The following is a 24,489-nucleotide window of genomic DNA, read 5'->3' as shown; positions in this document are numbered from 1 at the left end:
TGTGGCCGGGAAGATAATCTTTCCCAGACAAAATTCACCGAGGTGACGAGGTGACGCTATGGCTGCCTGGCCGATTTGTAGACGTTGACGCCGAGTTCGCGGATCTTCTTGCGCAGCGTGTTGCGGTTGAGCCCCAAAAGTTCCGCCGCCTTGATCTGGTTGCCGCGCGTCGCCGTCATCGAAGCCAGCACCAGCGGATACTCGACCTCGGCAAGAATGCGCTGGTAGAGCCCGGCCGGCGGCAATTCGCCGGCGAAGGAGGCGAAATATCGCTGCAGGAAGTGCTCGACTGCCTGGCCGATCGACAGATCGTCGGGGATGAGCGCGCCGCCGTCGGGCACGACCGGCCTTTCGCCGGTTTTCAGCTCGGATTCAATGATTTCCGACGAAATTTCGTCCTGCGAGTAGAGGGCGGCCAGCCGGCGCACCAGGTTTTCCAACTCGCGCACGTTGCCCGGCCAGGGGTAGCGCTTCATGAGCTCGATGCCGCCGGACGAAATGCGCTTGGTCTGCAAGCCCTCGCTGGCGCCCTGCTTGAAGAAGTGCCGCACCAGATCGGGGATGTCCTCGGAACGCTCGCGCAGCGCCGGCAGCCTCAGCGGCACGACATTGAGGCGATAGAACAGGTCCTCGCGGAAGAGGCCCTGGTTGATGAGCGTGCGCAGATCCTTGTTTGTAGCCGCGACGATACGCACGTCGGTCTTGATCGGCGTGCGGCCGCCGACCGTAGTGTATTCGCCCTGCTGCAGCACGCGCAGCAGCCGGGTCTGCGCTTCCATCGGCATGTCGCCGATCTCATCGAGGAACAGCGTGCCGCCCTCGGCCTGTTCGAAACGGCCGCTGGAGCGGTTCTGTGCCCCGGTGAAGGCGCCCTTCTCGTGGCCGAACAGTTCCGATTCGATCAGGTCGCGCGGAATCGCCGCCATGTTGATGGCCACGAACGGGCCGCCGCGGCGGCGGCCATATTCATGCAGCGCGCGCGCCACCAGCTCCTTGCCGGTGCCGGACTCGCCGCTGATCATGACCGTGAGGTCGGTCTGCATCATGCGCGCCAGCATGCGGTAGATATCCTGCATGGCGGCGGAGCGACCAACCAGCGGCATCGTCTCCGGCTGGTCTTCCGCGCGGGCATCGAGCTTCGGCCGCTTCGGCTCGGCCAGCGCCCGGTTGACGATGTTGAGCAGCTCCGTCAGGTCGAACGGCTTCGGCAGATATTCGTAGGCGCCGGTCTCGGAGGCGCGGATGGCGGTCATGAACGTGTTTTGCGCGCTCATGACGATGACCGGCAGCTCGGGCCGCGCCTTCTTGATGCGCGGCAGCATGTCGAAGGCGTTTTCGTCCGGCATCACCACATCGGTGATGACGAGATCGCCCTCGCCCGCCGCGACCCAGCGCCACAGCGTCGAGGCGTTGGAGGTGACGCGCACCTCGTGGCCGACCCGCGACAGCGCCTGGTTGAGCACGGTGCGGATGGCCGCATCGTCGTCGGCGACGAGAATATTGCCGCGAGCGGTCATGTGCGGTCTCCTTCAGCTTCCTCGCCTGCGCCGGGCGCGGTCTCCTTCCAGGCCGGAAGCAGGATGCGGAATGTCGTCCCGCGCGGCGTCGAATCGCATTCGATGATGCCGCCATGCTCGCCGACGATCTTGGCTACCAGCGCCAGCCCAAGTCCTGAGCCATTGGGTTTGGTGGTGATGAACGGATCAAACAGGATCGGCAGGATGTCCTCGGAGACGCCGGGCCCGTTGTCATGCACGCAGAACTCCAGCGGCAACGAGACGCGGTCCTGCGTCCCGGGCACGGAAACGCGGATGCCAGGGCGGAAAGCCGTCGAGAGCATGATCTCGCCCTGCGGGTCGGCGCCGATCGCCTCGGCGGCGTTCTTCACCAGATTGAGGAAGACCTGGATCAGTTGGTCGCGATTGGCGAAGACCGGAGGCAATGATGGATCATATTCCTCCAAGATCTTGATCCGCCTTGCAAAACCATTCTTGGCAATCGCCTTCACATGATCGAGAACGACGTGGATGTTGACCGGATAGCGCTCGATCGGCCGCTCGTCGGAAAACACCTCCATGCGGTCGACCAACGAGACGATGCGGTCAGTCTCGTCGGTGATCAGCCGGGTCAGCGCGCGGTCCTCGTCGGAGGCCGACAACTCAAGCAATTGAGCGGCGCCGCGGATGCCGGAGAGCGGGTTCTTGATCTCATGCGCCAGCATGGCGGCCAGGCCGGTGACTGAGCGCGCGGCACCGCGATGTGTCATCTGGCGGTCGATCTTGTCGGCCATCGACCGTTCCTGGAACATGACCACGATCGAGCCGGGAAACTCCGGCACCGGCGCGACATAGAGGTCGACCATCTTCTCGATGCCGAGGCGCGGCGACGAGACGTCGACGCGGTATTCGTTGACCGGCGCGCGGCGTTCGCGCACCTGGTCGACCAGCGTCAGCAACGGGCTGCCGAAGGGCACCAGCTTGGACAGCGTGTTGCGGGCGAGCATGGTCGCGCTGGAGCGGAAGAAGTCCTCGGCATCGGCATTGGCAAAAGTGATAAAGCCGTCGAGGTCGACCATGATGACCGGGCGGCGGATGGTGTTGAGCACGATATTGGCGGCATCCGCCATATCGGCCGGCTGGGGAACGTTGGCCTTCATGCCGCGCTCCGCAGGCTGATCGAGGACAAGCTGTCAGTGAACGCGCGGCGCAGCTCGGCGACGACTTCCCGCGGGTCGAAGGAAGTCAGAATGCGTTTGCGCTGCTCGGCTGAAACATCGGCCGTATGGCGGTCAAGATACCAGCCGAGATGCTTGCGCGCTTGGCGCAGGCCGCTTTCGATACCGTAGAGCGAGAGCATGTCCTCGTAGTGGGACACGACGTAGTCGGCGAGCGCTCGCGGCATGCGCGGAATTGCTTGCGCGCTTGCACCGGCGGCGGTTGTGGCAATGTCGCCAGCGATCCATGGTGCGCCATAGTGCGCGCGGCCGATCATCACCGCGTCTGCTCCGGACTGTTCGAGGATTGTCGCCGCCTCTTCCGGCGAGCCGACATCGCCATTGGCCACCACGGGTATCGATACAGCTTCCTTGACGCGCGCGATGGCGCGCCAATCGGCCTTCCCCTGGTAGAACTGGCAGCGCGTGCGGCCATGCACTGTCACCATCTTGACGCCGGCCTGTTCGGCGCGGCGGGCCAGCACCGGCGCGTTGAGCGCGCTTTCGTCCCAGCCGAGCCGCATCTTGACCGTCACCGGCACCGAAACGGCGCTGACCACTGCCTCGATCAGCGACAGCGCATGGTCGAGGTCGCGCATCAGCGCCGAACCGGCATAGCCGCCGGTCACCTTCTTCGCAGGGCAGCCCATGTTGATGTCGATGATATCAGCGCCCTCGCCCGCCGCTATGCGCGCGCCCTCGCCCATATGGATAACCTCGCGGCCGGCCAACTGAACCATATGCACCGGCAGGCCGGAATGGCGGATGCGCAGGTCGCAGCCGGCCCTGCCCTTGGCCAGTTCGCCGCTTGCCACCATTTCCGACACGACCAGCCCCGCGCCATGCGCGTGGGCGCGCTGCCGGAACGGCTCGTCGGTGATGCCCGACATCGGCGCCAGAAAAACGCGATTGCGGATTCTCACGCCGCCGACATCGAGTGGCGATGCCAAAGTGGTCAGTTCAACCATGCACAAAAACCAAGCATGTTCAATCGTTGCACATTCTCTAGCCAGAAGTGTGGCATTGTGCAACGCGCAATGACGTCACATTAAGGCGCATTTTGGAAAATGCTGGCCTTCGGCCATCACGCCGACTAGGACCGATCGGAATGAGCGAGGCAAGCGAAAAGCAAGCGGCGGGCCCAAGCGGTGGGATCGGGGTGGTGATCGTTGCCGCCGGACGCGGCGCGCGCGCCGGACAGGCCGACGGTCCGAAGCAATATCAGCGCATCGGCGGCCGTGCCGTCATCGCGCATACATTGGATATCTTCCTCTCGCATCCAATGATCGGCCCGGTGGTCGTGGCGATCCATGCCGACGATGCCGAACTCTTCCAACGCGCGGCCGAGGCGCATGGCGATCGTCTTGTCGCCGTGATCGGCGGCCCTTCGCGCCAGGCTTCCGTCCGGCTCGGCCTCCTGGCGCTGAGGGACCAGGCACCCGCAAAAGTGCTGGTGCACGATGCCGTACGCCCGTTCGTCGATGCCGGGCTGATCGACCGCACCATCGAGGCGATCGGCGAGCGCCAGGGCGCGCTGCCGGCGCTGCCCGTCGCCGATACGCTGAAGCGGGAATCGGCTGCCGGCATGATCGACGAGACGGTGTCGAGAGCCGGCCTTCATGCGGCGCAGACGCCGCAGGGCTTTCCGTTCTGGCCGCTGCTCGCCGCGCACGAAAAGGCGCATCATTTGGGGAAAACGGAATTCACCGACGACGCGGCGATCGCCGAATGGGCGCAGATACCGGTCAAGATCGTTCCGGGATCGCCGGACAACGTCAAACTCACCTGGGCAAGGGATATTGCATTGGCCGACCAGCGGCTCTTGAGCGCGCAGCAACGCTTCCCTGATATTCGCACCGGCAATGGCTACGACGTGCATGCCTTCGAGCCCGGCGACCATGTAACGCTCTGTGGCGTCGCCATTCCCTACGAGCGAAAACTGTCCGGCCATTCGGACGCCGATGTCGGGCTGCATGCGCTGACCGACGCGTTGCTTGCCACCTGCGGCGCCGGCGACATAGGCACGCATTTCCCGCCGTCCGACCCGCAATGGAAGGGAGCGGCCTCGAAGATCTTCGTCGAGCATGCGGCAAAGCTGGTGCGCGAGCGTGGCGGCCGCATCGCCAATGCCGACATCACGTTGATCTGCGAGGCGCCGCGCGTCGGGCCGCATCGCGCGGCGATGACGGAGGCGCTTTCGGCCATGCTCGGCATCGCGCGCGAGCGCATTTCGATCAAGGCGACAACCAACGAGAAGCTGGGCTTTGTCGGGCGTGGCGAAGGCATCGCCGCGATCGCCACCGCCAGCGTCGTCTACCCGGGAGAGGTGCCGGCATGAGCAACGCCGAACTCGCTATCGCTTTGCTCCAGGCCTGTCAGCAGCGCGGCATCATGCTGGCGACGGCCGAAAGCTGCACCGGCGGCCTGATCATCGCGGCGCTGACCGACATCGCCGGGTCCTCCGCGGTGGTCGATCGCGGCTTCATCACCTATTCCAACGAAGCCAAGATGGAGATGCTCGGCGTCTCCGCCGCCACGCTCGATGCGCATGGCGCGGTCTCGCGCGAGACGGTTCTGGAAATGGCGGCGGGCGCGCTGGCGCATTCGCAGGCAAGCCTGTCGCTCGCCGTCACCGGCATTGCCGGCCCCAGCGGCGGCTCGGCCGACAAGCCGGTCGGTCTTGTCTGGTTCGGGATAGCGCTTGCCGGACAGCCGGTTATCGCCGAGCGGCAGCTGTTCGGTCACAAGGGCCGCGAATTCATCCGGCACGAGACGGTGCGGCACGCGCTGCAGCTTGGGCTGCGCGCGCTCGGTGAGCGTTAGGCTTGCTTCACCCCATAGATGACGTCTGCCCGTTTCTCGAAGGCTTCCGAGAACATGCGGAAGGCGCGATCGAACATCGTGCCCATCACCGCGCCCAGGATGCGGCTCTTGAATTCGTAGTCGATGAAGAAATGCACCTCGCAGCCGCCGCCAGCGGGATCGAAGCGCCAAATATTGCTGAGATATTTGAACGGACCGTCGATGTATTTGACATCGATGGCATGCTCGGCCGGATTGAGCAGCACCTGCGTGGTAAAGGTCTCGCGGATCGCCTTGTAGCCGATGCTCATGTCGGCAACCAGGATGGTGCGGCCGTCGCGCTCCTTGCGAGAGCGCACGGTGAGCGACTCACAGAGCGGCAGGAATTGCGGATAGGCCTCGATGTCCGCAACCAGCGCGAACATCTCTTGCGGCGTGTGCGCGACGCGGCGTGTCGCCTCGAATTTCGGCATTGAAGGTCAGCTGGCCTTCGCGAGCTGCGCCTCGCGCGCCGCGCGCAACCTGGCGAAATCCTCGCCGGCGTGATGCGAGGAGCGGGTCAGCGGGCTCGAAGCCATCAGAAGGAAGCCCTTGGTCTTGCCTATCGTCTCATAGGACTTGAACTCGTCCGGCGGGATGAAGCGGATCACCGGATGGTGCTTCTTCGAGGGCTGCAGGTACTGGCCGATGGTCATGAAGTCGACATTGGCCGAACGCAGATCGTCCATCAATTGCAGCACCTCGTTCCGCTCCTCGCCGAGGCCGACCATGATGCCGGATTTGGTGAAGATCGACGGGTCGAGTTCCTTGACCCGCTGCAAAAGCCGGATCGAGTGGAAATAACGCGCGCCGGGACGGACCGTCAGGTAATTCGACGGCACGGTTTCGAGATTATGGTTGAAGACGTCGGGCTTGGCCGCGACGACGATCTCCAGCGCGCCGTCCTTGCGCAGGAAGTCGGGCGTCAGGATCTCGATCGTCGTCGAGGGCGTCGCCGCGCGGATGGCGCGGATGACGTCGGCGAAATGCTGCGCGCCGCCATCGGCCAGGTCGTCGCGGTCGACCGAGGTGATGACGACGTGGCTCAGCCCCATCTGCTTGACGGCGTGCGCGACGCGCGCCGGCTCATCCGCATCGAGCGCGGTCGGGATACCGGTCGCGACATTGCAGAAGGCGCAGGCGCGCGTGCAGATCTCGCCCATGATCATGAAGGTGGCGTGCTTCTTGTCCCAGCACTCGCCGATATTCGGGCAGCCGGCCTCCTCGCACACCGTCACCAGCTTGTGCGACTTCACGATCTCGCGCGTTTCAGCATAGCCCTTGGAAACCGGCGCCTTGACGCGGATCCAGTCGGGCTTGCGCAGCACCTCCTGGTCGGGCCGGTGCGCCTTCTCGGGATGCCGCGGGCGCGGCCGGTTGGCGATCGTGTCTACGACTGTGACCATCTCAAACCCTTCGCGGCCGCGATTTCGCCAGCCACCTGTCTTTCGTCATCTAGGACTTTTCGAGGCAAAGAAAAAGGCCGTGGCAGCGCATGCCGCCACAGCCTTTTTCGCATAGCGGTTCAGCGGCGAACGAGCCGTCCGACGAAGATCAGCAGGCAGGCACCTATGAAGCCGGTGATCAGATAGGCCACCCAGCCGGCACCGAAGGCCCCGATATTGAGGGCCTGCAGGATCGCGTTCAGCACCACGGCGCCGACAATGCCCATGATGATGTTCATGACGATGCCGGTGTTGCTCTTCATGACCATCTCGGCGAACCAGCCCGCCAGACCGCCGACGATGATGGCTGTAATCCAGCCGACGCCATTCATATGCATATGCCAATTCCTCCTCGATCAGGTGAAGATGCATCCGGATACGAACTGCCTTGCCGTCAGCTTTCTCCGGCTGCCGCGAGTGAGTCTCGCCCGACCAATTTAGCATGGATTGACCGTCTATCACCGATTGGTGATCTGTCACCGGTTGGTGACTTGTCATGCGTTCAAAGCGCGGCCATAGGCGTCGAGCACGCTCTCCTTCATCATTTCCGACAAGGTCGGATGCGGGAAGATCGTGTGCATCAGCTCTTCCTCGGTGGTCTCCAGGTTCATCGCCACGACAAAACCCTGGATGAGCTCGGTCACCTCGGCGCCGACCATATGCGCGCCGAGAAGCTGGCCCGTCTTCTTGTCGAAGATGGTCTTGACGAAGCCCTGGTCCTCGCCGAGCGCGATGGCCTTGCCGTTGGCGCTGAAGGGGAAGCGGCCGACGCGGATATCCTTGCCTTCAGCCTTGGCCCTGGCTTCCGTCAAGCCAACGGACGCAACCTGCGGGCTGCAATAGGTGCAGCCGGGGATCTTCAGCTTGTCAATGGCGTGTACGCCCGGGAAATTGGCTATTTTCTCGATGCAGACGACGCCTTCATGCTCTGCCTTGTGGGCAAGCATCGGCGGTCCGGCGACGTCGCCGATGGCGTAGACGCCGGGCACATTGGTCTTGCCGTAGCCATCGACGGCGACGCAGCCGCGGTCCGTCTTCACGCCGAGCGCTTCCAGGCCAAGATTTTCGATGTTGCCCTGCACGCCGACGGCAGAGATCATCCGGTCGGCGGTGATCTTCTCGACCTTGCCGTCCTTCATCTCGACATGCGCGGTGACCGAATTGGCGCCCTTTTCGACCTTGGTCACCTTGGCCTCGAGCAGTATCTTCATCCCCTGCTTCTCGAACTGCTTTTGCGCGAATTTCGAGACCTCGGCGTCCTCGACCGGCATCACCGCGGGCAGCAGCTCGACCACCGTCACATCGGCGCCCATGGTGCGGTAGAAGGAAGCGAATTCGATGCCGATGGCGCCCGAACCCATCACCAGCAGCGATTTCGGCATTTCCTTCGGCACCATCGCCTCGAAATAGGTCCAGATCAGCTTGCCGTCCGGCTCGATGCCGGGCAGCGCGCGCGGCCTTGCGCCGGTCGCGAGAATAATGTGCTTGGCAGCGTAGGTGCCCTCGCCCTTGACGCCTTTTGGCACCGGCGGCTGCGGCTCCATCGCCTTCTTCGCGGTCTTCGAAACGACGACCTCGCCCGGTTTGTCACCGGCAGGAGCCTTCGAAAGCTTCGCCTCGCCCCAGATCACGTCGACCTTGTTCTTCTTCATCAGGAAGCCGACGCCGGTGTTCAGCCTGAGCGACACTTTTCGCGAACGGTCGACCACGGCTGATGTGTCGGGGCTGACCTTGCCGCCTTCGAGCTTCAGGCCGTAGTCCTTGAGGTGGTCGGAATAATGCATGATCTCGGCCGAGCGCAGCAGCGCCTTGGTCGGGATGCAGCCCCAGTTCAGGCAGATGCCGCCAAGATGCTCGCGCTCGACGATCGCCGTCTTGAAGCCGAGCTGGGCGGAACGCACCGCCGTGACATAGCCGCCGGGACCTGAGCCGATGATGATGACGTCGTAGGATTCAGCCACGGGTTTTCTTTCTAAGGGTTAGAGTGAGAGCATGATGCGCACGAGCGGCGCCAAAGCCCGGCCGATCCGCCGCGTGTTTTCCGCATCGAGATGGACGCCGTCGAGCGGCGTGGTGGCAGCGACGGTGCCGGCGTCGAAGAAGCCGCAGCCGGCCTCGTCGGCAAGTGCCGAATATTGCGGCGCCAGCCGCTTGGAGGCGTCGTCGCCGCCGGCGAACATTTCCTTGAATTCCGCATTGTCGGTGCGCGTTACCGCCGGCGGAGCGACGATCAGAATCTGCGGCGTATCCCAGTCGAACGGATAGTCGTGGCCGCGCACGATATCGATCAGGCGCTGCATGCCCTGCTTGGCGGCGACCGGATTGCCGTGGATCCACGGCTTCATGTCGTTGGAGCCGAGCATGATGATGACGAGATCGAGCGGCGCATGGCTGGTCAGGACCGTCGGCAGGACGCGGGCGCCATTGCGGTCGGCGCCGGCCAGATGGTCGTCGAAGGCCGTGGTGCGGCCGTTGAGGCCTTCGGCGATGACCTCGACGTCGTCGCCGAGCTCGACCTCGAGCACGCTCGGCCAGCGGTCTGCCAGCGCATGGCGGCCGAGGCTGGCGGCATCATAGCCCCAGGTCAGGGAGTCGCCGTAGCACAGAATTGTCTTCACGCCTTCGCTCCGCGTCTACCAAAACCTGTCCGGACATGCCCCACCCGCCAGCGCACGAAGAGCCACTGCACGATGATCGTGACGATGCCTGGCAGTATCAGCCCGGCCACCATCGGCCCGTCGCGCTTCATCACATCCTTGCTGGCATCTGTATGGAGCACCATGCCGACCAGCAGGATGAGCAACACGGCGAACACGATCAGCGACCACTTTCCCGCCTTGGCGACGGCCATGACCGGATCGACCATGAACTGCGCCATGAAGAAGACGACAGTGACGACAGCGGTCACCAACACCGAGACCATGAAAACGACGATGTATTCTTCCTCGGCACCGGTGGCGACGGCGAGTTCCTGAGCCACCAGCCCGCCGGCGAAGCCGGAAAGGACGAAGGCGAAAAGGCTGGTGAAGAATTTCCGCACCGCCTTTTCCCTTCTTACACCAGCATGCCCATCGGGTTTTCGATCAAGCGCTTGAAGGCGCCGAGCAGTTCGGCTCCGAGCGCGCCGTCGACCGCACGGTGATCGGTCGACAGTGTCACCGACATCACGGTGGCTATTCTGATCTCGCCCTTCTTCACCACCGCACGCTCCTCGCCGGCGCCGACCGCTAAAATCGTCGCATGCGGCGGGTTGATGACCGCGGCAAAGTCCTTGATGCCGAACATGCCCAGATTGGACACAGCGGTGGTGCCGCCCTGATACTCTTCCGGCTTCAACTTGCGACTCCTGGCGCGGCTCGCCAGGTCCTTCATCTCGTTGGAGATGACAGACAGCGTCTTTTCATCCGCATGCCGGATGATCGGCGTGATCAGGCCGCCGGGGATCGACACCGCGACGCCGACATCGGCGTGCTTGTGCTTGACCATGGCGCTCTCGGTCCACGAGGCATTGGCGTCCGGCACAGCCATCAGCGCCATCGCCATCGCCTTGATGACCATGTCGTTGACGGAGAGCTTGTAGGCCGGCGCTTCGCCCTTGTCGGTCTTCCTCATCGGGGCTGCGGCATTCAACTGCGTGCGCAGTGCCAAGAGCGCATCGAGATCGCAGTCGAGCGTCAGGTAGAAATGCGGGATGGTGGATTTCGCCTCGACCAGGCGGCGCGCAATCGTCTTGCGCATGTTGTCATGCGGCACAAGCTCGTAGGAGCCTTCGGCGAACAGCTTCAGCACCTGGTCGTCCGACATCGGCTTGGGTGCAGGAGCTGGAGCGGACGGGGTGCCGGCAGGCGCCTTCGCAGCCGGTGCGGCCTTGGCGCCGCCGGAAGCGATCGCCGCCTCGACGTCGACCTTCACCACGCGGCCATGCGGGCCGGTGCCTGTCACAGCGGACACATCGACGCCGGCATCCTTGGCGATGCGGCGAGCCAGCGGCGATGCGAAGACGCGATCACCGGCGGCGTGGCCGTTGGCGACGGGAGCCTGCTCGGCCTTCGCCGGCGGGGGCACCGCGGCCGCCGCTGCCGGCTTGGGTGCTTCCTTGGGCGTTTCGGCTTTCGGGGCGTCCGCCTTCGGCGCTTCGGCCTTTGGCGCGGCGTTGCCGCCGCTCTTGGCAGCGGCCGCGGCATCCTCGCCTTCACCAGCCAGGATGGCGATCAGCGCATTGACCTTGACGCCTTCGGTGCCGGCCGGAACCACCAGCTTGGCGACGGTGCCTTCATCGACGGCTTCGACCTCCATCGTCGCCTTGTCGGTCTCGATTTCGGCGATCACGTCGCCGGGCGAAACCTTATCGCCTTCCTTGACCAGCCACTTGGAAAGATTGCCCTCTTCCATCGTGGGCGAAAGGGCCGGCATGGTGATGTTGATTGGCATTCGCGGACCTCACTGAATCCTAGTTCCGTTGATGGTCATAGGCAAACCGGCCAGATAGGCACCCACCTGGCTAAGCAGCATAAAAGCGATCACGCAAAAGAAGCCCCTTCGGCGATGGCGATTCATTTCATCCGTCCAAACAACCTTGGTGACAGGGAGGAATCCAAAAACCTTGGTTTGAACCTTATTCTCCTGGCGAAGCGACAAAGCGGCCACCATCGCTATAGAATAGCCCCCGACAGCGAACGAAATAATCGCTAGGAAAAGAAGAATATATCCCAGCGATGCTGCCATCGCTTATCCCCGATAGGTAACGGCTTTGACAGCCTCGACGACTTCGCCGACGTTGGGCAGCGCCAGCTTCTCGAGGTTCGCCGCATAAGGCATCGGCACGTCCTTGCCGGCAATGGTGATCACCGGCGCATCGAGGAAGTCGAAGGCACGCTGCGAGACCTGGCTGGCGATGTGGTCGCCGACCGAGTTCTGCGGATAACCTTCTTCCACCACCACGAGACGGTTTGTCTTCTTCACCGAAGCGATGATCGTGTCGAAGTCGAGCGGCCGAATGGTCCTGAGATCGATGATCTCGGCATCGATGCCCATGCCGCGCAACTCGGCCTCCGCCTTGACCGCATAGGTCATGCCGATGCCGAAGGAGACGAGCGTGACGTCCTTGCCTTGCTTGTGGACACGTGCCTTGCCGATCGGCAGCACGAAGTCGTCGAGTTTCGGCACATCGAAGGAATGGCCGTAGAGGATCTCGTTCTCGAGGAAGATGACAGGGTTCGGATCGCGGATCGCCGCCTTGAGCAGGCCCTTGGCGTCGGCGGCCGTGTAGGGCATCACCACCTTCAGGCCGGGGATATGGCTGTACCAGGCGGCATAGCACTGCGAATGCTGCGCGGCGACGCGGGCGGCCGCGCCGTTAGGACCACGGAACACGATCGGCGCGCCCATCTGGCCGCCGGACATATAGAGCGTCTTGGCGGCCGAGTTGATGATCTGGTCGATCGCCTGCATGGCGAAGTTGAAGGTCATGAATTCGACGATCGGCTTCAACCCGGCCATCGCGGCGCCGACGCCGACGCCGGCAAAGCCATGCTCGGTGATGGGCGTGTCGACGACGCGCCGCGGCCCGAACTCCTGCAGCAAGCCTTGCGTGATCTTGTAGGCGCCTTGGTATTCGGCGACCTCCTCGCCCATGACGAAGACATCGCCGTCGCGGCGCATTTCCTCGGCCATCGCGTCACGGAGCGCTTCGCGCACCGTGGTGGAAACCATCTCGGTGCCGGCGGGAATATCCGGATCGGCGGCGATCTCCGCCTTCGGCGCGGCGGCGACAGGCGCTGGAGCCTCGCTCTTGGCCGCGGCGGGCGTCGGCGCCGATGCGGCTTTTTCGGCCTTGGCGGGCTCTTCTTCACCGATGCCTTCACCGGCCTTGTCGACATCCTCGCCGTCGACGGCAAGCACGGCGATGACCGCGTTGACCTTGACGCCTTCGCTACCGGCGGGAACCACGATCTTGGCGAGCGTGCCTTCGTCGACGGCTTCGACTTCCATCGTCGCCTTGTCGGTCTCGATCTCGGCGATGACGTCACCGGCGACGATCTTGTCGCCTTCGTTCTTCAGCCATTTGGAAAGATTGCCCTCTTCCATCGTCGGCGACAGCGCGGGCATGAGAATTTCGATCGGCATGTCCTTGCCCTCTCCTTAGAGTACGATGTCGGTCCAGAGCTCGGACGGATCCGGCTCGGCGTCGTTCTGGGCGAATTCGGCGGCGTCGGCGACGATGTCGCGGACTTCCTTGTCGATGGTCTTGAGCTCGTCCTCGCTTGCCCACTTCTTGTCGAGCAGCCGCACCCGGACCTGCTCGATCGGGTCATGCTCGGAGCGCATCTTCTGCACTTCCTCCTTGGAGCGGTATTTTGCCGGGTCGGACATCGAATGGCCGCGATAGCGGTAGGTCTGCATCTCGAGAATAAGCGGACCATTGCCGGACCGGCACCATTCGGTGGCCAGATCGGCCGCCGACTTCACGGCGCGGACGTCCATGCCGTCGACCTGGATGCCCGGGATCTTGAAGGAAGCGCCGCGATGCGAGAAGTCAGTCTCGGCCGACGAGCGCGACACGGACGTGCCCATGGCGTAGCGGTTGTTCTCGATGATGTAGATCACCGGCAGCTTCCACAGCGAGGCCATGTTGAAGCTTTCATAGACCTGGCCCTGGTTGGCGGCGCCGTCGCCGAAATAGGTCAGCGAAACGTTCTTGTTTTCGCGGTAGCAGTTGGCGAAGGCGAGACCGGTGCCGAGCGACACCTGTGCGCCGACGATGCCATGGCCGCCATAGAAATGCTTCTCCTTGGAGAACATATGCATGGAGCCGCCCTTGCCCTTCGACAGGCCGCCGCGGCGCCCGGTGAGCTCGGCCATGACGCCGCGCGGCGACAGCTCCATCGCCAGCATGTGGCCATGGTCGCGATAGGCGGTGATCATCTGGTCGCCGTCGACCAGCGCCATCTTCATGCCGGTGACGACGGCCTCCTGGCCGATATAGAGGTGGCAGAAGCCGCCGATGAAGCCCATGCCGTAGAGCTGGCCGGCCTTCTCCTCGAAGCGGCGGATCAAAAGCATGTGCCGGTACGCGGACAGCTCTTCTTCCTTGGTGAAATCGGCCGGCTTGGGCGCTGACAGATTGGGCCGTTTGTCGGATCTGGATTTGGCGGGCGCTTTTTTGGCGGCGGTGGCCATGCGTCACTCCCTGTTGGCGTCTCTTCGCGGACATTCAGGGAGATCGATCGTCTCCCCACCGATTTGCGAGAAGCTAACACGCAAGAATGCATTGCGCCATGCTGAAAAATGCATGGCTGGCATGCATCTAAGCGATTAGAATCATTGAAAATAATGACGATTAACCGAAATTCGGTTATTTCGTCGGGGCGGGCAGCATGATGGTGATTTCGTCGGGATGGGACAGATTGAGCGCCTTTCGGGCCTGCTCGTCAAGCATATCCTTCTCCAGCGTGCCTTCATGCATCAACTGGACACGACGCTCGAAATCAATTCGGCGCGCCTTCACGGCATCGAGCTGGGCCTGCAATTCAACCGCCCGGGCCTGCAGCCGATATTTGGAATAGATGCCGAATTCGCCGTGATAGGCATGGAAGCCGAAATAGGCCAGGAAGAGCACGCAAAGCGAGGGGATGATCAGCCTGCCGGTGTTTCTCTGCTTGTGCTGACGTGTCCACATGACCCGAACCCTCGCGGCCGCGAACGCAAGCGGCCATGAGTCGTATTTCGCCCGATTGTGCTTAATGGACGGTTACGGGCGGCCTTATCGAGGATCGCCGGAACGAAAAAGGGCGGGAATGACCCGCCCTTTTCAGACTGTTCGAACGGGCTGGATCAGCCCTTGACCACCGACTTGCCGGCGTAGCGCGCCTGCTTGCCGAGCTCTTCCTCGATGCGGATGAGCTGGTTGTATTTGGCGGTGCGGTCCGAGCGCGACAAGGAGCCGGTCTTGATCTGCCCGCAATTGGTGGCGACCGCGAGGTCGGCGATGGTCGAATCCTCGGTCTCGCCCGAGCGATGCGACATGACGGCGGTGTAGCCGGCCTTGTGCGCGGTCTCGACGGCATCGAGCGTCTCTGTCAGCGAGCCGATCTGGTTGACCTTGACCAGGATCGAATTGGCGACGCCCATGCGGATGCCGTCGCGCAGCCGCGCGGTGTTGGTGACGAAGAGATCGTCGCCGACGAGCTGGGTCTTCTTGCCGATCAGGTCGGTCAGGATCTTCCAGCCTTCCCAATCGTCCTCGGCAAGGCCGTCCTCGATGGTGATGATCGGATAGTCGGCAGCGAGCTTGGCAAGGTACTTGGCCTGCGCCTTCGGATCACGGGTCTTCTTCTCGCCCTCATAGACGTAGTTGCCGTCCTTGAAGAACTCGGTCGCCGCGCAATCGAGACCGAGGGCCACGTCCTCACCAGGCTTGAAGCCGGCCTTCTCGATCGATTCCATGATGAAATCGAGCGCCGAAGGCGCGCTCTTCAGGTTGGGAGCGAAGCCGCCCTCGTCGCCGACATTGGTGTTGTGGCCGGCATCCTTGAGCTTCTTGCGCAGCGTGTGGAAAATCTCCGAGCCCCAGCGCACGCCGTCGCGCAGCGTCGGGGCGCCAATCGGCAGGATCATGAATTCCTGGAAATCGATCGGATTGTCGGCATGCGCGCCGCCATTGATGATGTTCATCATCGGCACCGGCAGGATGTGCGCCTTGGTGCCGCCGACATAACGGTAGAGCGGCAGGCCCGCGGCTTCCGCCGCGGCCTTGGCGACCGCCAGCGACACGCCGAGGATGGCATTGGCGCCGAGGCGGCTCTTGTTCGGCGTCCCGTCGAGCTCGATCATCGTCTGGTCGATATGGATCTGGTTCTCGGCTTCCATGCCGCCGATCGCCTCGAACAGCTCGCCGTTCACCGCTTCGACGGCGCGCTGAACGCCCTTGCCGAGATAGCGCGGCCCGCCGTCCCGCACCTCAACCGCCTCATGCGCGCCGGTCGATGCGCCCGACGGCACAGCGGCGCGGCCCATCGAGCCGTCTTCCAGCACCACGTCGACCTCGACGGTCGGATTGCCACGGCTGTCCAGGATTTCACGCCCGACAATGTCGATGATGGCGGTCATTTGCGATGTCCCCGATTGGTCGATTGAAGCGTCGCGCCCCTCTTAGCCAAAGCGGAGCAAAAGGCAATCGGCGGGGCAGCAATTATTGCCGCGGGCGTGATTCACGAAGCGCAAATTTCTGTCATCATAAGTCATGCGCACTGCACGGCCTTCTCATCTATGGTCGCATTCGCGCGGGGCGAAACAGGAGGAGTTTCGCCATGTCCCAGTTGAGCGGTATCGTGAGTTTGTTCCTGATCGCGGCGGCGTTCCTGACGTCATGCGACGATCGGAAACCCCAGCAGAGTTCGGCAGAGCTATCGACTCTCAACGCAGCGGAGTAGGTAAACGTCAAAGGCCCCCGGCTTTATGTCGGGGGCCTTCGATTTTCAGCTTGCCGATCGTGCGATCAATGCCAATAGGGCTTCACATGGTAATACTGGAATGAAGCATCGCGGGCGGCTTCGCCGTCGGCGCCGGTCAGCTCGTCGATCGAATATGCAGGCGCGGCCTGGAGCTGCTCCTTGGTGAACGGCACGACATAGCCGCCTTGATCCTCGTCATAATCGAGCGTCGCCCACGGAACGGCGTGGTACTTCTCGCCCATGCCAAGAAAGCCGCCGAAACCGATGACGGCGAACATGATGCCATTCGACATCTTGTCGAGCATCACGTCCTCGATGCTGCCGATGCTCTTGCCTTCGGTGTTGTAGACAGACGTGCCGATGACGCGCGAGGCGGCGATGGCTTCGGTATGCCCGGACGGGGTGGTCATGATGGTTCTCCTCTCGTTGAATGCATGCATTGACAATGAGAGGAGCGCACTAAGGTTCCCGACGACCTGCTCAGCTGTCGGTCAGGATGAAGGTGACCTTCATATTGACGCGGTAAGCGGCGATCTTGCCGTCCTCGACGACGATCTTCTGGTCCTGGATCCAGGCGCCCTCGACGTTCTTCAGGGTTTTTGCGGCGCGCGCGATGCCCTGCTCGATGGCATCCTGAAAGCTCTTCGTGGACGACGACGTGATTTCGGTGACGCGGGCAACGGACATGGCTTCCTCCTGCCAAGACGCTCAGTTACGAAACGAGCGTAGTCCCGGCCCGGTGCAACCACAAGCCGGGCGCAGGATCGGGTCGGATCAGTGGCCCTTGGCGATCCGGTCGAAGGCCATCAGCTTTTCCAGCAACGCCGGCATGTCCTTGAGAGGCACCATGTTGGGGCCATCCGAAGACGTCGAATTGTCCGGGTCCTGATGGGTTTCGATGAAGACGCCGGCGACGCCGACGGCAACGGCCGCGCGCGCGAGCGTCGCGACGAAGCGCCGTTCACCGCCCGAGGAGCCGCCCTGCCCGCCCGGCTGCTGCACCGAATGGGTGGCGTCGAAGATAACCGGGGCGCCAATCTCGGCCATGAGCGGCAGCGCGCGCATGTCCGAGACCAGCGTGTTGTAGCCGAAGGAGACGCCGCGCTCGGTAGTGAGCACATTCGGGTTGCCGGAGCCGGTGATCTTGGCGACGACGTTCTTCATGTCCCAGGGCGCGAGAAACTGGCCCTTCTTCACATTGATGACCTTGCCGGTCCTGGCGGCGGCGACCAGCATGTCGGTCTGGCGCGACAGGAAAGCTGGAATCTGCAGGACATCGACATGCGGCGCGACGATCGCGCACTGCTCCTCGGTGTGGACGTCGGTCAGCACCGGGAGCCCAAACTCCTTGCGCAGATCGTCGAAGATCGGCATTGCCGCATCGAGCCCGGCGCCGCGCGTCGCCGACAGCGAGGTGCGGTTGGCCTTGTCGTAGCTGGTCTTGTAGACGAGGCCGATGCCCAGACGTTCCGTCAGTTCCTTCAACGCGCCCGCCATGTCGAAAGCATGCTGGCGCGATTCAAGCTGGCACGGGCCGGCGATCAGCGACAGCGGCGCATTGTTGGCGAAGACGACCTTGCCGACGGTTACCGATGAATTGGGCGCCAGGGGCTTGCTCATGGGATCTCCCGGAAGATGAAGGCGGCGCCCTGCCCGGGCGCCGGCGGAACGACGACATCATTGCCGCTCATGTCGTGATCGACGGCGCCGGCCGCAAGCACGTGCGCAACTGAAGCTTTGTCGCGGATCGAGAAAACAATCGCCTCGAACCGGAAATGCGACGACGGCTTGGCCACCAGGCCGAAGCGCCGCGCGTAGGTTTCAGGCGTGACGACGCTCAGGATCGCGTTCGGCAGCCGCACCGCGTCGCCCGCCCCAAGGTCGTCGGCACTCGCGCCGGCGGCGATAGAGATCAGCCCGATCTGCGCGGAAGGCGCGTCGCTGACCGCAACCACTTCGACGATGCTGGTCACGCCATTGGCGTGCGCCTGAAGCGCCGTGCGATCGATCTTCGGCGCGTTGACGCGCTCGCAGGCGAAGAGGAAGGCTTCCGGCGCCTCCTTGGCGGCCGCGAAGGCCAGCTTGAAAGACGCCGTATCACTCTTTCCGTTCACGTCGGTGAACACGCGTGAGAAACTAAGCATGTCGCCGGCCGACAGGCCGGCTTCGACAAAGCGCGTATGGTCGGCGTCGGCATTGCCGGCTCCAAGCACGACGGCCGAAAAACCCTCCTCGCCCTGCCGCTCGCGATAAAGGCGGTCGCGCGCTATGAAGACATTGCCGGCCGCGATCGCTTGTCCTGCTGCCTGTTCATTTCCCACCGCCAGCGGCTCGAGATAGGTGCCGTCGGCGAAAAAGATGCAGGCGTTCTCCGTGCCGAAGGGGTGGATGCCTGTGGGCGCGACGACAAAGCCGAGCGAGGCCAGACGCGACCGCGCGGCATCGAGGCTTCCGGTAGGCAGCACGAGGTGGTCGAGCGGATGGGCGGAGCTTTTGATCATGCCGGCGCGGTGTGCCCCATTCCGGCCGGCTGTTCAAGAGCGGCGGACCGACGGAACGTGCTCTGCCGCTTCAGGCCGCGGCCACGACATCCGCCGAATAGCGCAGTTCGCGCAGCGGCTTCACCTTGCTGGTCGTGTCCGCATAGATCGGATCCGCCTTGTAGGCGGCAAGGGCCGCCTCGTCCTCGAACTCGGCATAGACGACGACATCGATCGCGTTGGAAAACAGATCGACCTTGGTGTTGAGCGTCACCTCGAAATGCTTCGAGTGCGGAATCTTGCCGAGCGCCAGCAGGCCCGAGCGCACAGCCTCGACATCTTCCCTGCGCCGCACGCTGAAGAAAACGATGTGCCGGATCAAGCCAGCCTCCCTGGTCTTCGGTTCAGCGGTGTTTCTGTGGGAGCAACGCCCGGGCGTCAACCGGCAACGATGTCGCGCCGCGATGCGAAAGCGGCGAGACCTTACCCGGTGACGTAGCGCACGATGCGTGACACTTCCCGTACGGTCGCGTCGAGGTAGTGGCCGCGATTGTAGAGGCCGTCCCAGAACAGGAAGAAGGTGACGGCGGCGATGACGATCACATAACGCATGGCTAAAACTATCCCATGCGGACAGCCGGAACCAGAGCGGCCGGGGCAGCGATTTTGGCAGTTCACTGCTTTTTGCCTGAGCTTTCCCGTCAGCGGCGGCGCGGGCGGCCGCCTAGGCAGCCGCGTCGACGCGGCACGACGTCAAAGCGTGATGCGATATCTGGCAAAGCCCGCCTCGCCATCGCCGGCAGGCTCTATCTTCAAGGATTTCACGTCGGCGATGAAATCCTTGGCGCCCGGTCCGGTCTCGAAGACGACGCTGGCGCCGGGCAGCGGCGCGAACGACCAGTTGTCGTCCGCCGAAGGGTTGATCGTGCCCTCGCTGACGACGTAGCGCACGATCACGTCGCGGTTGGTGTCCGGCGCTTCGTAGATGATCTTCGAGGCGTCGATGTCGGGGAAATTGCCGCCGCCGCCAGCGCGGTAATTGTTGGTGGCAACGACGAATTTCGCTGCCGGATCAATCGGTTTCCCGTTGAATTTCAGGTCGGCGATGCGATTGGAACCGGCGTTCGCGACGCCGCCCTTGGCATCGTATTTCGGCGGCTGCGACAGGTCGATCCGGTAGGTGATGCCGTCGATGACGTCGAAATTATAGGATGGAAAGTCGGTGTTGATCAGCGGCTGATCCGCTTTACCCGGCTCGATATGGTTGAAGATGCCGGCGGACATCTCCAGCCATTCCTTCACCTCGGTGCCGGTGATTTCGACGGCGCGCACCGTGTTCGGGTAAAGATAGAGGTCGGCGACATTCTTGATGGCGATATCGCCCGCGGGAACGTCGGTATAGTAGTCGGCGCCGTTGCGGCCGCCGGCCTTGAAGGGCGCCGCCGCCGACAGGAGCGGCACGTCCTTCCACTCAGTGCTCTTCAATATGCCCTTGAGATACCAGGTCTGCGCCTGGTTGACGATCTGCACGGACGGATCGTCGGCCACCAGGGCGAAATAGGAATAGAGCGGCGCCGATGTCTTGCCCACGGGGCGGCGGACATAGGCAAGGGTTGCCTCGTGGTCCTGCTCGAGCGCCGCGATGATGCGCTTGTCGTCGCCAACGGTCGCCTTGTTCTTGTTGTCGACGCGCTCATAGATCGGCCGCGCCTCGGAGGTGGCCGAGACGATCCGCCACTTCGAGCCGTCGCGCTCCAGAAGCAGGTCGATCAGACCCATATGCGAACCCCAGAAGCCGCCCATGACCGCCGGCTTGCCCTGCAGCGTGCCCTTCTCGGTGTCGACGCCTGCGAGCGCCTGGAAATCCTTCTTGCCGGGGAAGACCAGATGCTGGTGGCCGGTGAAGACCGCGTCGATGCCCTCGACGCCGGCGACGAAGAACGAGGCGTTCTCCATCTTGTCGCCTTGCTTGATGTCGATGCCGGAATGCGAAAGCGCGATGACGATATCGGCGCCCTCTTCCCTGATCTGCGGCACCCAGGCCTTGGCCGCCTCGACGATATCGCGCGTCTGGACGTTGCCTTCGAGGTTCTTCAGGTCCCAGACCATGATCTGCGGCGGCACGAAGCCGATGACGCCGATCCTGATCCGTTGCTCGGCCCCTGACCCGTCCTTGATCTTCCTGTCGAGGATCACATAGGGCTTGAGATAGAGCTTGTCGTCGCGCGGGTTCGCGGCAAGCGTGGTGCCGCGGATCAGGTTCGCGCAGACGAAGGGAAAGTTGGCGCCGGCCAACACCTTGTCGAGAAAGGACAGGCCGTAATTGAATTCATGGTTGCCGAGCGTCGAGCATTCATAGCCGAGCACGTTCATGCCCTTCATGACGGGGTGCAGATCGCCGTCCTTCATGCCTTTCTCGTAGGCGATGTAATCGCCCATCGGACTGCCCTGCAGCAAGTCGCCATTGTCGATCAGCATCGAATTCACGGCTTCCTTGCGCACCGCGTCGATCAGCGAGGCGGTGCGCGACAGGCCCATCGTGTCGTTCGCCTTGTCGGCGTAATAATCGTAAGGCAGCAGGTTCACATGGATATCGGTCGTCTCCATGATCCTGAGATGCGCCTGATTGGCCGCGGCGCGGGCGGAGAATGGATGCAGCATGATCAGCGCGCCGCCGGCAGCGGCGCCAGCCAGGAATTCGCGACGGGAGAATCCGCGACGGGAGATGGGCAGCCGTGACATTTTCTTCTCCTCTTCGACAACGCGACGACCCTGCCCCAGGCATGGAGCATGGCGCTGATGAGGCTTCGAGTCCACGCGCGCGAAAGGCCTTTCGATCACGAGAAGGTGACGTCTCGATGAAGCCGATGACGGCGAGGAAATCAGCTCTTGTCGTCGTCGCCCTGGGTGATCAGCCGCGCGCTGCGCTGGCCGGTAAGATATATCCATAGCCAGCTAAGCGAGACCGCCAGGCGGTTGCGGAAGTCGATCAGGAAATAGATGTGCGCTATGCCCCAGAGCCACCAGGCGGGCCAGCCGGTGAGCTTGATCCAACCGAAATCGATGGCGGCGGCGCGCTTGCCGATCGTCGCCAGGTCGCCGGCATGCTTGTAGCGGAAAGGACGCGTCGCGGTGTCGCCGGCCAGCCGCGCCTTGATCGTCGCGGCGACGTGCTTGCCCTCCTGCTTGGCCGACGGCGCCACACCCGGTACCGGCTTTCCATCCGGACGCAGCACATGCGCGGTGTCGCCGATGACGAAAATGTCTGGATTGCCGGGCACAGTGAGATCGGGTTCGACCAGCACCCGGCCCGCCCGGTCGGCCGCAGCCCCCAGCCATTCGGCCGCGGGCGAAGCTGCGACGCCGGCCGCCCAGATGATCGTCCTTGCCGGCAGGCGCCTGTCGCCGAAGACGACGCCTTCGGCATCCAGTTTCGTGACAGGGCGCCCGAGCTCGACGGTGACGCCCAGCCGTTCCAGCGCCTTGCGGGCATAGTCGGAAAGCTGCGGCGCGAAATTGGCCAGGATCCGGTCGCCAGCCTCGATCAGCACGACGCGCGCCTGTCGGGTATCGATGTTGCGGAACTCGCCGCGCAGCGTGTCATGCGCGAGCTCGACAATGGTGCCTGCGAGTTCGACGCCGGTCGGCCCGCCGCCGACAATGACCAGCGTCAGCAGCGCCTGGCGCTTGGCCGGGTCAGTTTCGCGTTCCGCCTGCTCGAAGGCCAGCAGGATGCGTCGCCGGATCGTCGTGGCGTCCTCGAGCGTCTTCAGCCCCGGCGCGAACGGCTCCCATTCGTCATGGCCGAAATAGGCGTGGCGCGCGCCGGTGGCGAGCACCAGCGTGTCATAAGGAACCGAGCTGCCGTCTTCGAGCAGCACGCGTTTGCCGGCGCGGTCGACGCCGGTGACATTGCCGAGAAGCGTCGTCACGTCCTTGCGCCTGCGCAGCAGATGACGGATCGGCCAGGCAACCTCAGAGGTCGCAAGCGACGTCGTCGCCACCTGGTAAAGCAGCGGCTGGAAAAGATGGTGGTTGCGTTTGTCGATCATGGTGATGCGCACCGGAGCTCCCGCCAGCGCACGCGTGAGTTCGAGGCCGCCGAAGCCGGCGCCGACGACAATGACGTTATGCTCGGTTTCGCTCATTTCATTTCGTCTCGCCAAGTGTAACCGTCACCCGTGATGTAAGTATTTTTGTGCGCTGCAACAATGTTGGATCGGGCAATTACCATGCCCGGGAGTCGTCGCGCGGCGTCGTGAATGCACATGCGACCGCACAGCCATGAGTATAGCGTGAAACAAATCGACAGGAGCCAAGCATGGCCGACAACCGTGACGACGAAGGGCCGGCGCAATACGCCTCGCCGCCCTGCTTTATGCATGAACTCGACCCGGAATACCGGGAGCCGCTCTCCGACTGGACGGATGTCAGACGCTGGCGCAAGGCCGAGCGCGAGCGGCTCATCGGCGCCCGCCTTGTGGTCTCAGCCGATGCGCGCGCGGCCATGTCTGCGCGCATCGCGGACGGCCTCGACGCGCTGATCGGAGACATAGCCGGCCGGATGGTCAGCCTCTACTGGCCGTTTCGCGGTGAGCCGGATCTGCGCGGCTGGATGGCCTCGGTCAACGAGCGCGGTGGGCGCACGGCGCTGCCCGTCGTCATCGAGAAGGGGCAGCCGCTGGTGTTTCGCGCCTACAAACAGGGCGACCGGCTGGAAAAGGGCGTGTGGAACATTCCGATCCCGGCCGAGGGCGACCCGGTGCTGCCCGACATCGTGATCTCGCCGATCGTCGGCATCGATCCAGGTAACTATCGGCTGGGTTATGGCGGCGGCTTTTACGATCGCACGCTTGCCGCAATGCCGTTCAGGCCGTTGGTCGTCGGCGTCGGTTACGAACTGCAGCGCATTGCGACCATTTACCCGCAGCCGCACGACATTCCGATGACGACTGTGGTTACGGAGGCTAGCGCTTAAGCCATCTCCGGCCGCAGCCCGACCGCCGTGCGATCGACGATCTCGCGCAGCGCGAAGGATGAGTTGATCTTCGTCACATGCGGCATGGCCGACAGCCATTCCTTGTGGATACGCTCATAGTCGACGAGATCCTTCGCCGCGATGCGCAGAATGTAATCGTATTCGCCCGACATCAAATGGCAGGAGAGCACGTTCGGGCAGCGCTTGATCGCCGCCTCGAAATCCGACAGCGTCTTTTCGAATTGCCCTGACAGCGATATGTGCACGATCGCCGTCATCTGGTGGCCGAGCGCGGAATTGGACAGCCTGGCGTGATAGCCGCGGATGGTCCCGGCTTTTTCCAAATTGTCGAGCCGGCGCGAACAGGCCGACTGCGACAGCCCGACCTTCTCGGCAAGCGCCGCATTGGGTATCCGCCCATCCTTCTGCAAAGTCTCCAGAATGGCGATATCAATCCTGTCGAGCGGCATTTTTCGTGGTTCCTGCGAATTTCTAGTGATTTCGCGCAACAATTATCGAAGAGCGACCGTTGCCGCAAGTGCATTCGCAAACACATACGGAACGATTCGTGGTTGACTGC

The 24,489-nt window shown here is 63.3% G+C and carries 27 protein-coding genes; 3 read left to right on the top strand and 24 right to left on the bottom strand.

Going from position 1 to position 24,489, the window contains the following annotated elements:
* Window positions 1–56: 56 nt before the first annotated feature.
* The 3 genes from ntrC to dusB are packed head-to-tail and all read right to left on the bottom strand — an operon-like array spanning window position 57 to window position 3,681.
* Window positions 57–1,517 carry a nitrogen regulation protein NR(I) gene (gene ntrC, locus FJ418_RS23520; RefSeq protein ID WP_140657239.1) on the bottom strand — a complete coding sequence of 487 codons (1,461 nt, stop codon included), beginning with the start codon at window positions 1,515–1,517 and terminating at the stop codon, window positions 57–59.
* A complete protein-coding gene (locus FJ418_RS23515; protein ID WP_140646230.1) occupies window positions 1,514–2,656 on the bottom strand; it encodes a nitrogen regulation protein NR(II) in 1,143 nt (380 codons plus the stop codon). Before FJ418_RS23515 ends, ntrC begins: the two co-directional genes overlap by 4 nt.
* Complete coding sequence (gene dusB, locus FJ418_RS23510; RefSeq protein ID WP_140869666.1) at window positions 2,653–3,681, bottom strand: tRNA dihydrouridine synthase DusB; 1,029 nt, start codon at window positions 3,679–3,681, stop codon at window positions 2,653–2,655. Before dusB ends, FJ418_RS23515 begins: the two co-directional genes overlap by 4 nt.
* A 140-nt stretch (window positions 3,682–3,821) precedes the next feature.
* Here dusB and FJ418_RS23505 point away from each other — a divergent pair, with 140 nt between their 5' ends.
* Both FJ418_RS23505 and FJ418_RS23500 read left to right on the top strand, forming a co-directional pair.
* Window positions 3,822–5,051 (top strand): bifunctional 2-C-methyl-D-erythritol 4-phosphate cytidylyltransferase/2-C-methyl-D-erythritol 2,4-cyclodiphosphate synthase, encoded by a 1,230-nt coding sequence (locus FJ418_RS23505; RefSeq protein ID WP_140869663.1) that lies wholly within the window; start codon window positions 3,822–3,824, stop codon window positions 5,049–5,051.
* A complete protein-coding gene (locus tag FJ418_RS23500; RefSeq protein WP_140708894.1) occupies window positions 5,048–5,536 on the top strand; it encodes a CinA family protein in 489 nt (162 codons plus the stop codon). Before FJ418_RS23505 ends, FJ418_RS23500 begins: the two co-directional genes overlap by 4 nt.
* Here FJ418_RS23500 and FJ418_RS23495 read toward each other — a convergent pair.
* The 20 genes from FJ418_RS23495 to FJ418_RS23405 all read right to left on the bottom strand — a co-directional run bounded on the left by FJ418_RS23495 (window position 5,533) and on the right by FJ418_RS23405 (window position 23,079).
* Window positions 5,533–5,988, bottom strand: coding sequence for a type II toxin-antitoxin system RatA family toxin (locus tag FJ418_RS23495; protein WP_140785016.1), 456 nt, complete (start codon window positions 5,986–5,988; stop codon window positions 5,533–5,535). The genes FJ418_RS23500 and FJ418_RS23495 overlap by 4 nt on opposite strands.
* Before the next feature lie 6 nt (window positions 5,989–5,994).
* Window positions 5,995–6,960, bottom strand: a complete 966-nt coding sequence (lipA, locus tag FJ418_RS23490; protein WP_140646235.1) for a lipoyl synthase — start codon at window positions 6,958–6,960, stop codon at window positions 5,995–5,997.
* 119 nt (window positions 6,961–7,079) lie between these two features.
* Window positions 7,080–7,337: a GlsB/YeaQ/YmgE family stress response membrane protein gene (locus tag FJ418_RS23485; protein WP_140646236.1), complete on the bottom strand. Its 258-nt coding sequence runs from the start codon at window positions 7,335–7,337 to the stop codon at window positions 7,080–7,082.
* Between the two features lie 156 nt (window positions 7,338–7,493).
* Complete coding sequence (gene lpdA, locus FJ418_RS23480; RefSeq protein ID WP_140869660.1) at window positions 7,494–8,960, bottom strand: dihydrolipoyl dehydrogenase; 1,467 nt, start codon at window positions 8,958–8,960, stop codon at window positions 7,494–7,496.
* An 18-nt stretch (window positions 8,961–8,978) separates the two neighbouring features.
* Window positions 8,979–9,617, bottom strand: coding sequence for an SGNH/GDSL hydrolase family protein (locus tag FJ418_RS23475; RefSeq protein WP_140708888.1), 639 nt, complete (start codon window positions 9,615–9,617; stop codon window positions 8,979–8,981).
* Complete coding sequence (locus FJ418_RS23470; RefSeq protein ID WP_140869657.1) at window positions 9,614–10,039, bottom strand: hypothetical protein; 426 nt, start codon at window positions 10,037–10,039, stop codon at window positions 9,614–9,616. The genes FJ418_RS23475 and FJ418_RS23470 overlap by 4 nt, the downstream gene beginning before the upstream one ends.
* Before the next feature lie 14 nt (window positions 10,040–10,053).
* Window positions 10,054–11,430 (bottom strand): pyruvate dehydrogenase complex dihydrolipoamide acetyltransferase, encoded by a 1,377-nt coding sequence (locus FJ418_RS23465; RefSeq protein WP_140869654.1) that lies wholly within the window; start codon window positions 11,428–11,430, stop codon window positions 10,054–10,056.
* Between the two features lie 9 nt (window positions 11,431–11,439).
* Window positions 11,440–11,724 carry a hypothetical protein gene (locus tag FJ418_RS23460; RefSeq protein ID WP_140708881.1) on the bottom strand — a complete coding sequence of 95 codons (285 nt, stop codon included), beginning with the start codon at window positions 11,722–11,724 and terminating at the stop codon, window positions 11,440–11,442.
* 3 nt (window positions 11,725–11,727) lie between these two features.
* Window positions 11,728–13,125 (bottom strand): pyruvate dehydrogenase complex E1 component subunit beta, encoded by a 1,398-nt coding sequence (locus FJ418_RS23455; protein WP_140869651.1) that lies wholly within the window; start codon window positions 13,123–13,125, stop codon window positions 11,728–11,730.
* A 15-nt stretch (window positions 13,126–13,140) separates the two neighbouring features.
* Entirely contained in the window at window positions 13,141–14,178 is a 1,038-nt protein-coding gene (gene pdhA / locus FJ418_RS23450; RefSeq protein WP_140869648.1) for a pyruvate dehydrogenase (acetyl-transferring) E1 component subunit alpha, read from the bottom strand.
* 175 nt (window positions 14,179–14,353) lie between these two features.
* Window positions 14,354–14,677, bottom strand: a complete 324-nt coding sequence (locus FJ418_RS23445) for a septum formation initiator family protein (RefSeq protein WP_140869645.1) — start codon at window positions 14,675–14,677, stop codon at window positions 14,354–14,356.
* A 155-nt stretch (window positions 14,678–14,832) separates the two neighbouring features.
* Window positions 14,833–16,107 (bottom strand): phosphopyruvate hydratase, encoded by a 1,275-nt coding sequence (gene eno, locus FJ418_RS23440; protein ID WP_140646244.1) that lies wholly within the window; start codon window positions 16,105–16,107, stop codon window positions 14,833–14,835.
* A gap of 388 nt (window positions 16,108–16,495) precedes the next feature.
* On the bottom strand, window positions 16,496–16,861 hold the full coding sequence (locus FJ418_RS23435) for a PRC-barrel domain-containing protein (RefSeq protein WP_095818099.1): 366 nt from the start codon (window positions 16,859–16,861) through the stop codon (window positions 16,496–16,498).
* A gap of 70 nt (window positions 16,862–16,931) precedes the next feature.
* Window positions 16,932–17,138: a dodecin family protein gene (locus FJ418_RS23430; RefSeq protein WP_140657211.1), complete on the bottom strand. Its 207-nt coding sequence runs from the start codon at window positions 17,136–17,138 to the stop codon at window positions 16,932–16,934.
* 87 nt (window positions 17,139–17,225) lie between these two features.
* Entirely contained in the window at window positions 17,226–18,071 is an 846-nt protein-coding gene (gene kdsA, locus FJ418_RS23425) for a 3-deoxy-8-phosphooctulonate synthase (RefSeq protein ID WP_140869642.1), read from the bottom strand.
* Window positions 18,068–18,952: a VOC family protein gene (locus tag FJ418_RS23420; RefSeq protein ID WP_140869639.1), complete on the bottom strand. Its 885-nt coding sequence runs from the start codon at window positions 18,950–18,952 to the stop codon at window positions 18,068–18,070. The genes kdsA and FJ418_RS23420 overlap by 4 nt, the downstream gene beginning before the upstream one ends.
* Window positions 18,953–19,022: 70 nt before the next feature.
* A complete protein-coding gene (locus FJ418_RS23415; protein ID WP_140646248.1) occupies window positions 19,023–19,313 on the bottom strand; it encodes a Dabb family protein in 291 nt (96 codons plus the stop codon).
* A gap of 101 nt (window positions 19,314–19,414) precedes the next feature.
* Window positions 19,415–19,543 (bottom strand): hypothetical protein, encoded by a 129-nt coding sequence (locus FJ418_RS32600; RefSeq protein ID WP_281405928.1) that lies wholly within the window; start codon window positions 19,541–19,543, stop codon window positions 19,415–19,417.
* 141 nt (window positions 19,544–19,684) lie between these two features.
* On the bottom strand, window positions 19,685–21,673 hold the full coding sequence (locus tag FJ418_RS23410) for a bifunctional 2',3'-cyclic-nucleotide 2'-phosphodiesterase/3'-nucleotidase (protein ID WP_140869636.1): 1,989 nt from the start codon (window positions 21,671–21,673) through the stop codon (window positions 19,685–19,687).
* A gap of 140 nt (window positions 21,674–21,813) precedes the next feature.
* A complete protein-coding gene (locus tag FJ418_RS23405; protein ID WP_140869633.1) occupies window positions 21,814–23,079 on the bottom strand; it encodes an NAD(P)/FAD-dependent oxidoreductase in 1,266 nt (421 codons plus the stop codon).
* A gap of 173 nt (window positions 23,080–23,252) precedes the next feature.
* On the opposite strand from FJ418_RS23405, the gene FJ418_RS23400 reads away from it, so the two are divergent.
* Window positions 23,253–23,909 (top strand): 5-formyltetrahydrofolate cyclo-ligase, encoded by a 657-nt coding sequence (locus FJ418_RS23400; RefSeq protein ID WP_140869630.1) that lies wholly within the window; start codon window positions 23,253–23,255, stop codon window positions 23,907–23,909.
* Here the strand turns inward: FJ418_RS23400 and FJ418_RS23395 are convergent.
* Window positions 23,906–24,379 (bottom strand): Lrp/AsnC family transcriptional regulator, encoded by a 474-nt coding sequence (locus tag FJ418_RS23395; RefSeq protein ID WP_140657197.1) that lies wholly within the window; start codon window positions 24,377–24,379, stop codon window positions 23,906–23,908. The genes FJ418_RS23400 and FJ418_RS23395 overlap by 4 nt on opposite strands.
* Window positions 24,380–24,489 lie beyond the last annotated feature (110 nt).

Source organism: Mesorhizobium sp. B2-8-3, assembly GCF_006440815.1.
Taxonomy (GTDB): Bacteria; Pseudomonadota; Alphaproteobacteria; order Rhizobiales; family Rhizobiaceae; genus Mesorhizobium.
Note: the sequence above shows the minus strand (reverse complement) of the source record. Positions and strands in the feature narration are given on the sequence as shown.

What these genes read in the sequence shown, in the direction of transcription:
- ntrC (WP_140657239.1), bottom strand. Translation starts at nt 1,517, where the DNA reads ATGACCGCTCGCGGCAATATTCTCGTCGCCGACGACGATGCGGCCATC.
- FJ418_RS23515 (WP_140646230.1), bottom strand. Translation starts at nt 2,656, where the DNA reads ATGAAGGCCAACGTTCCCCAGCCGGCCGATATGGCGGATGCCGCCAAT.
- dusB (WP_140869666.1), bottom strand. Translation starts at nt 3,681, where the DNA reads ATGGTTGAACTGACCACTTTGGCATCGCCACTCGATGTCGGCGGCGTG.
- FJ418_RS23505 (WP_140869663.1), top strand. Translation starts at nt 3,822, where the DNA reads ATGAGCGAGGCAAGCGAAAAGCAAGCGGCGGGCCCAAGCGGTGGGATC.
- FJ418_RS23500 (WP_140708894.1), top strand. Translation starts at nt 5,048, where the DNA reads ATGAGCAACGCCGAACTCGCTATCGCTTTGCTCCAGGCCTGTCAGCAG.
- FJ418_RS23495 (WP_140785016.1), bottom strand. Translation starts at nt 5,988, where the DNA reads ATGCCGAAATTCGAGGCGACACGCCGCGTCGCGCACACGCCGCAAGAG.
- lipA (WP_140646235.1), bottom strand. Translation starts at nt 6,960, where the DNA reads ATGGTCACAGTCGTAGACACGATCGCCAACCGGCCGCGCCCGCGGCAT.
- FJ418_RS23485 (WP_140646236.1), bottom strand. Translation starts at nt 7,337, where the DNA reads ATGCATATGAATGGCGTCGGCTGGATTACAGCCATCATCGTCGGCGGT.
- FJ418_RS23465 (WP_140869654.1), bottom strand. Translation starts at nt 11,430, where the DNA reads ATGCCAATCAACATCACCATGCCGGCCCTTTCGCCCACGATGGAAGAG.
- FJ418_RS23460 (WP_140708881.1), bottom strand. Translation starts at nt 11,724, where the DNA reads ATGGCAGCATCGCTGGGATATATTCTTCTTTTCCTAGCGATTATTTCG.
- FJ418_RS23455 (WP_140869651.1), bottom strand. Translation starts at nt 13,125, where the DNA reads ATGCCGATCGAAATTCTCATGCCCGCGCTGTCGCCGACGATGGAAGAG.
- pdhA (WP_140869648.1), bottom strand. Translation starts at nt 14,178, where the DNA reads ATGGCCACCGCCGCCAAAAAAGCGCCCGCCAAATCCAGATCCGACAAA.
- FJ418_RS23445 (WP_140869645.1), bottom strand. Translation starts at nt 14,677, where the DNA reads ATGTGGACACGTCAGCACAAGCAGAGAAACACCGGCAGGCTGATCATC.
- eno (WP_140646244.1), bottom strand. Translation starts at nt 16,107, where the DNA reads ATGACCGCCATCATCGACATTGTCGGGCGTGAAATCCTGGACAGCCGT.
- FJ418_RS23435 (WP_095818099.1), bottom strand. Translation starts at nt 16,861, where the DNA reads ATGACCACCCCGTCCGGGCATACCGAAGCCATCGCCGCCTCGCGCGTC.
- FJ418_RS23430 (WP_140657211.1), bottom strand. Translation starts at nt 17,138, where the DNA reads ATGTCCGTTGCCCGCGTCACCGAAATCACGTCGTCGTCCACGAAGAGC.
- kdsA (WP_140869642.1), bottom strand. Translation starts at nt 18,071, where the DNA reads ATGAGCAAGCCCCTGGCGCCCAATTCATCGGTAACCGTCGGCAAGGTC.
- FJ418_RS23420 (WP_140869639.1), bottom strand. Translation starts at nt 18,952, where the DNA reads ATGATCAAAAGCTCCGCCCATCCGCTCGACCACCTCGTGCTGCCTACC.
- FJ418_RS32600 (WP_281405928.1), bottom strand. Translation starts at nt 19,543, where the DNA reads ATGCGTTATGTGATCGTCATCGCCGCCGTCACCTTCTTCCTGTTCTGG.
- FJ418_RS23410 (WP_140869636.1), bottom strand. Translation starts at nt 21,673, where the DNA reads ATGTCACGGCTGCCCATCTCCCGTCGCGGATTCTCCCGTCGCGAATTC.
- FJ418_RS23405 (WP_140869633.1), bottom strand. Translation starts at nt 23,079, where the DNA reads ATGAGCGAAACCGAGCATAACGTCATTGTCGTCGGCGCCGGCTTCGGC.
- FJ418_RS23400 (WP_140869630.1), top strand. Translation starts at nt 23,253, where the DNA reads ATGGCCGACAACCGTGACGACGAAGGGCCGGCGCAATACGCCTCGCCG.
- FJ418_RS23395 (WP_140657197.1), bottom strand. Translation starts at nt 24,379, where the DNA reads ATGCCGCTCGACAGGATTGATATCGCCATTCTGGAGACTTTGCAGAAG.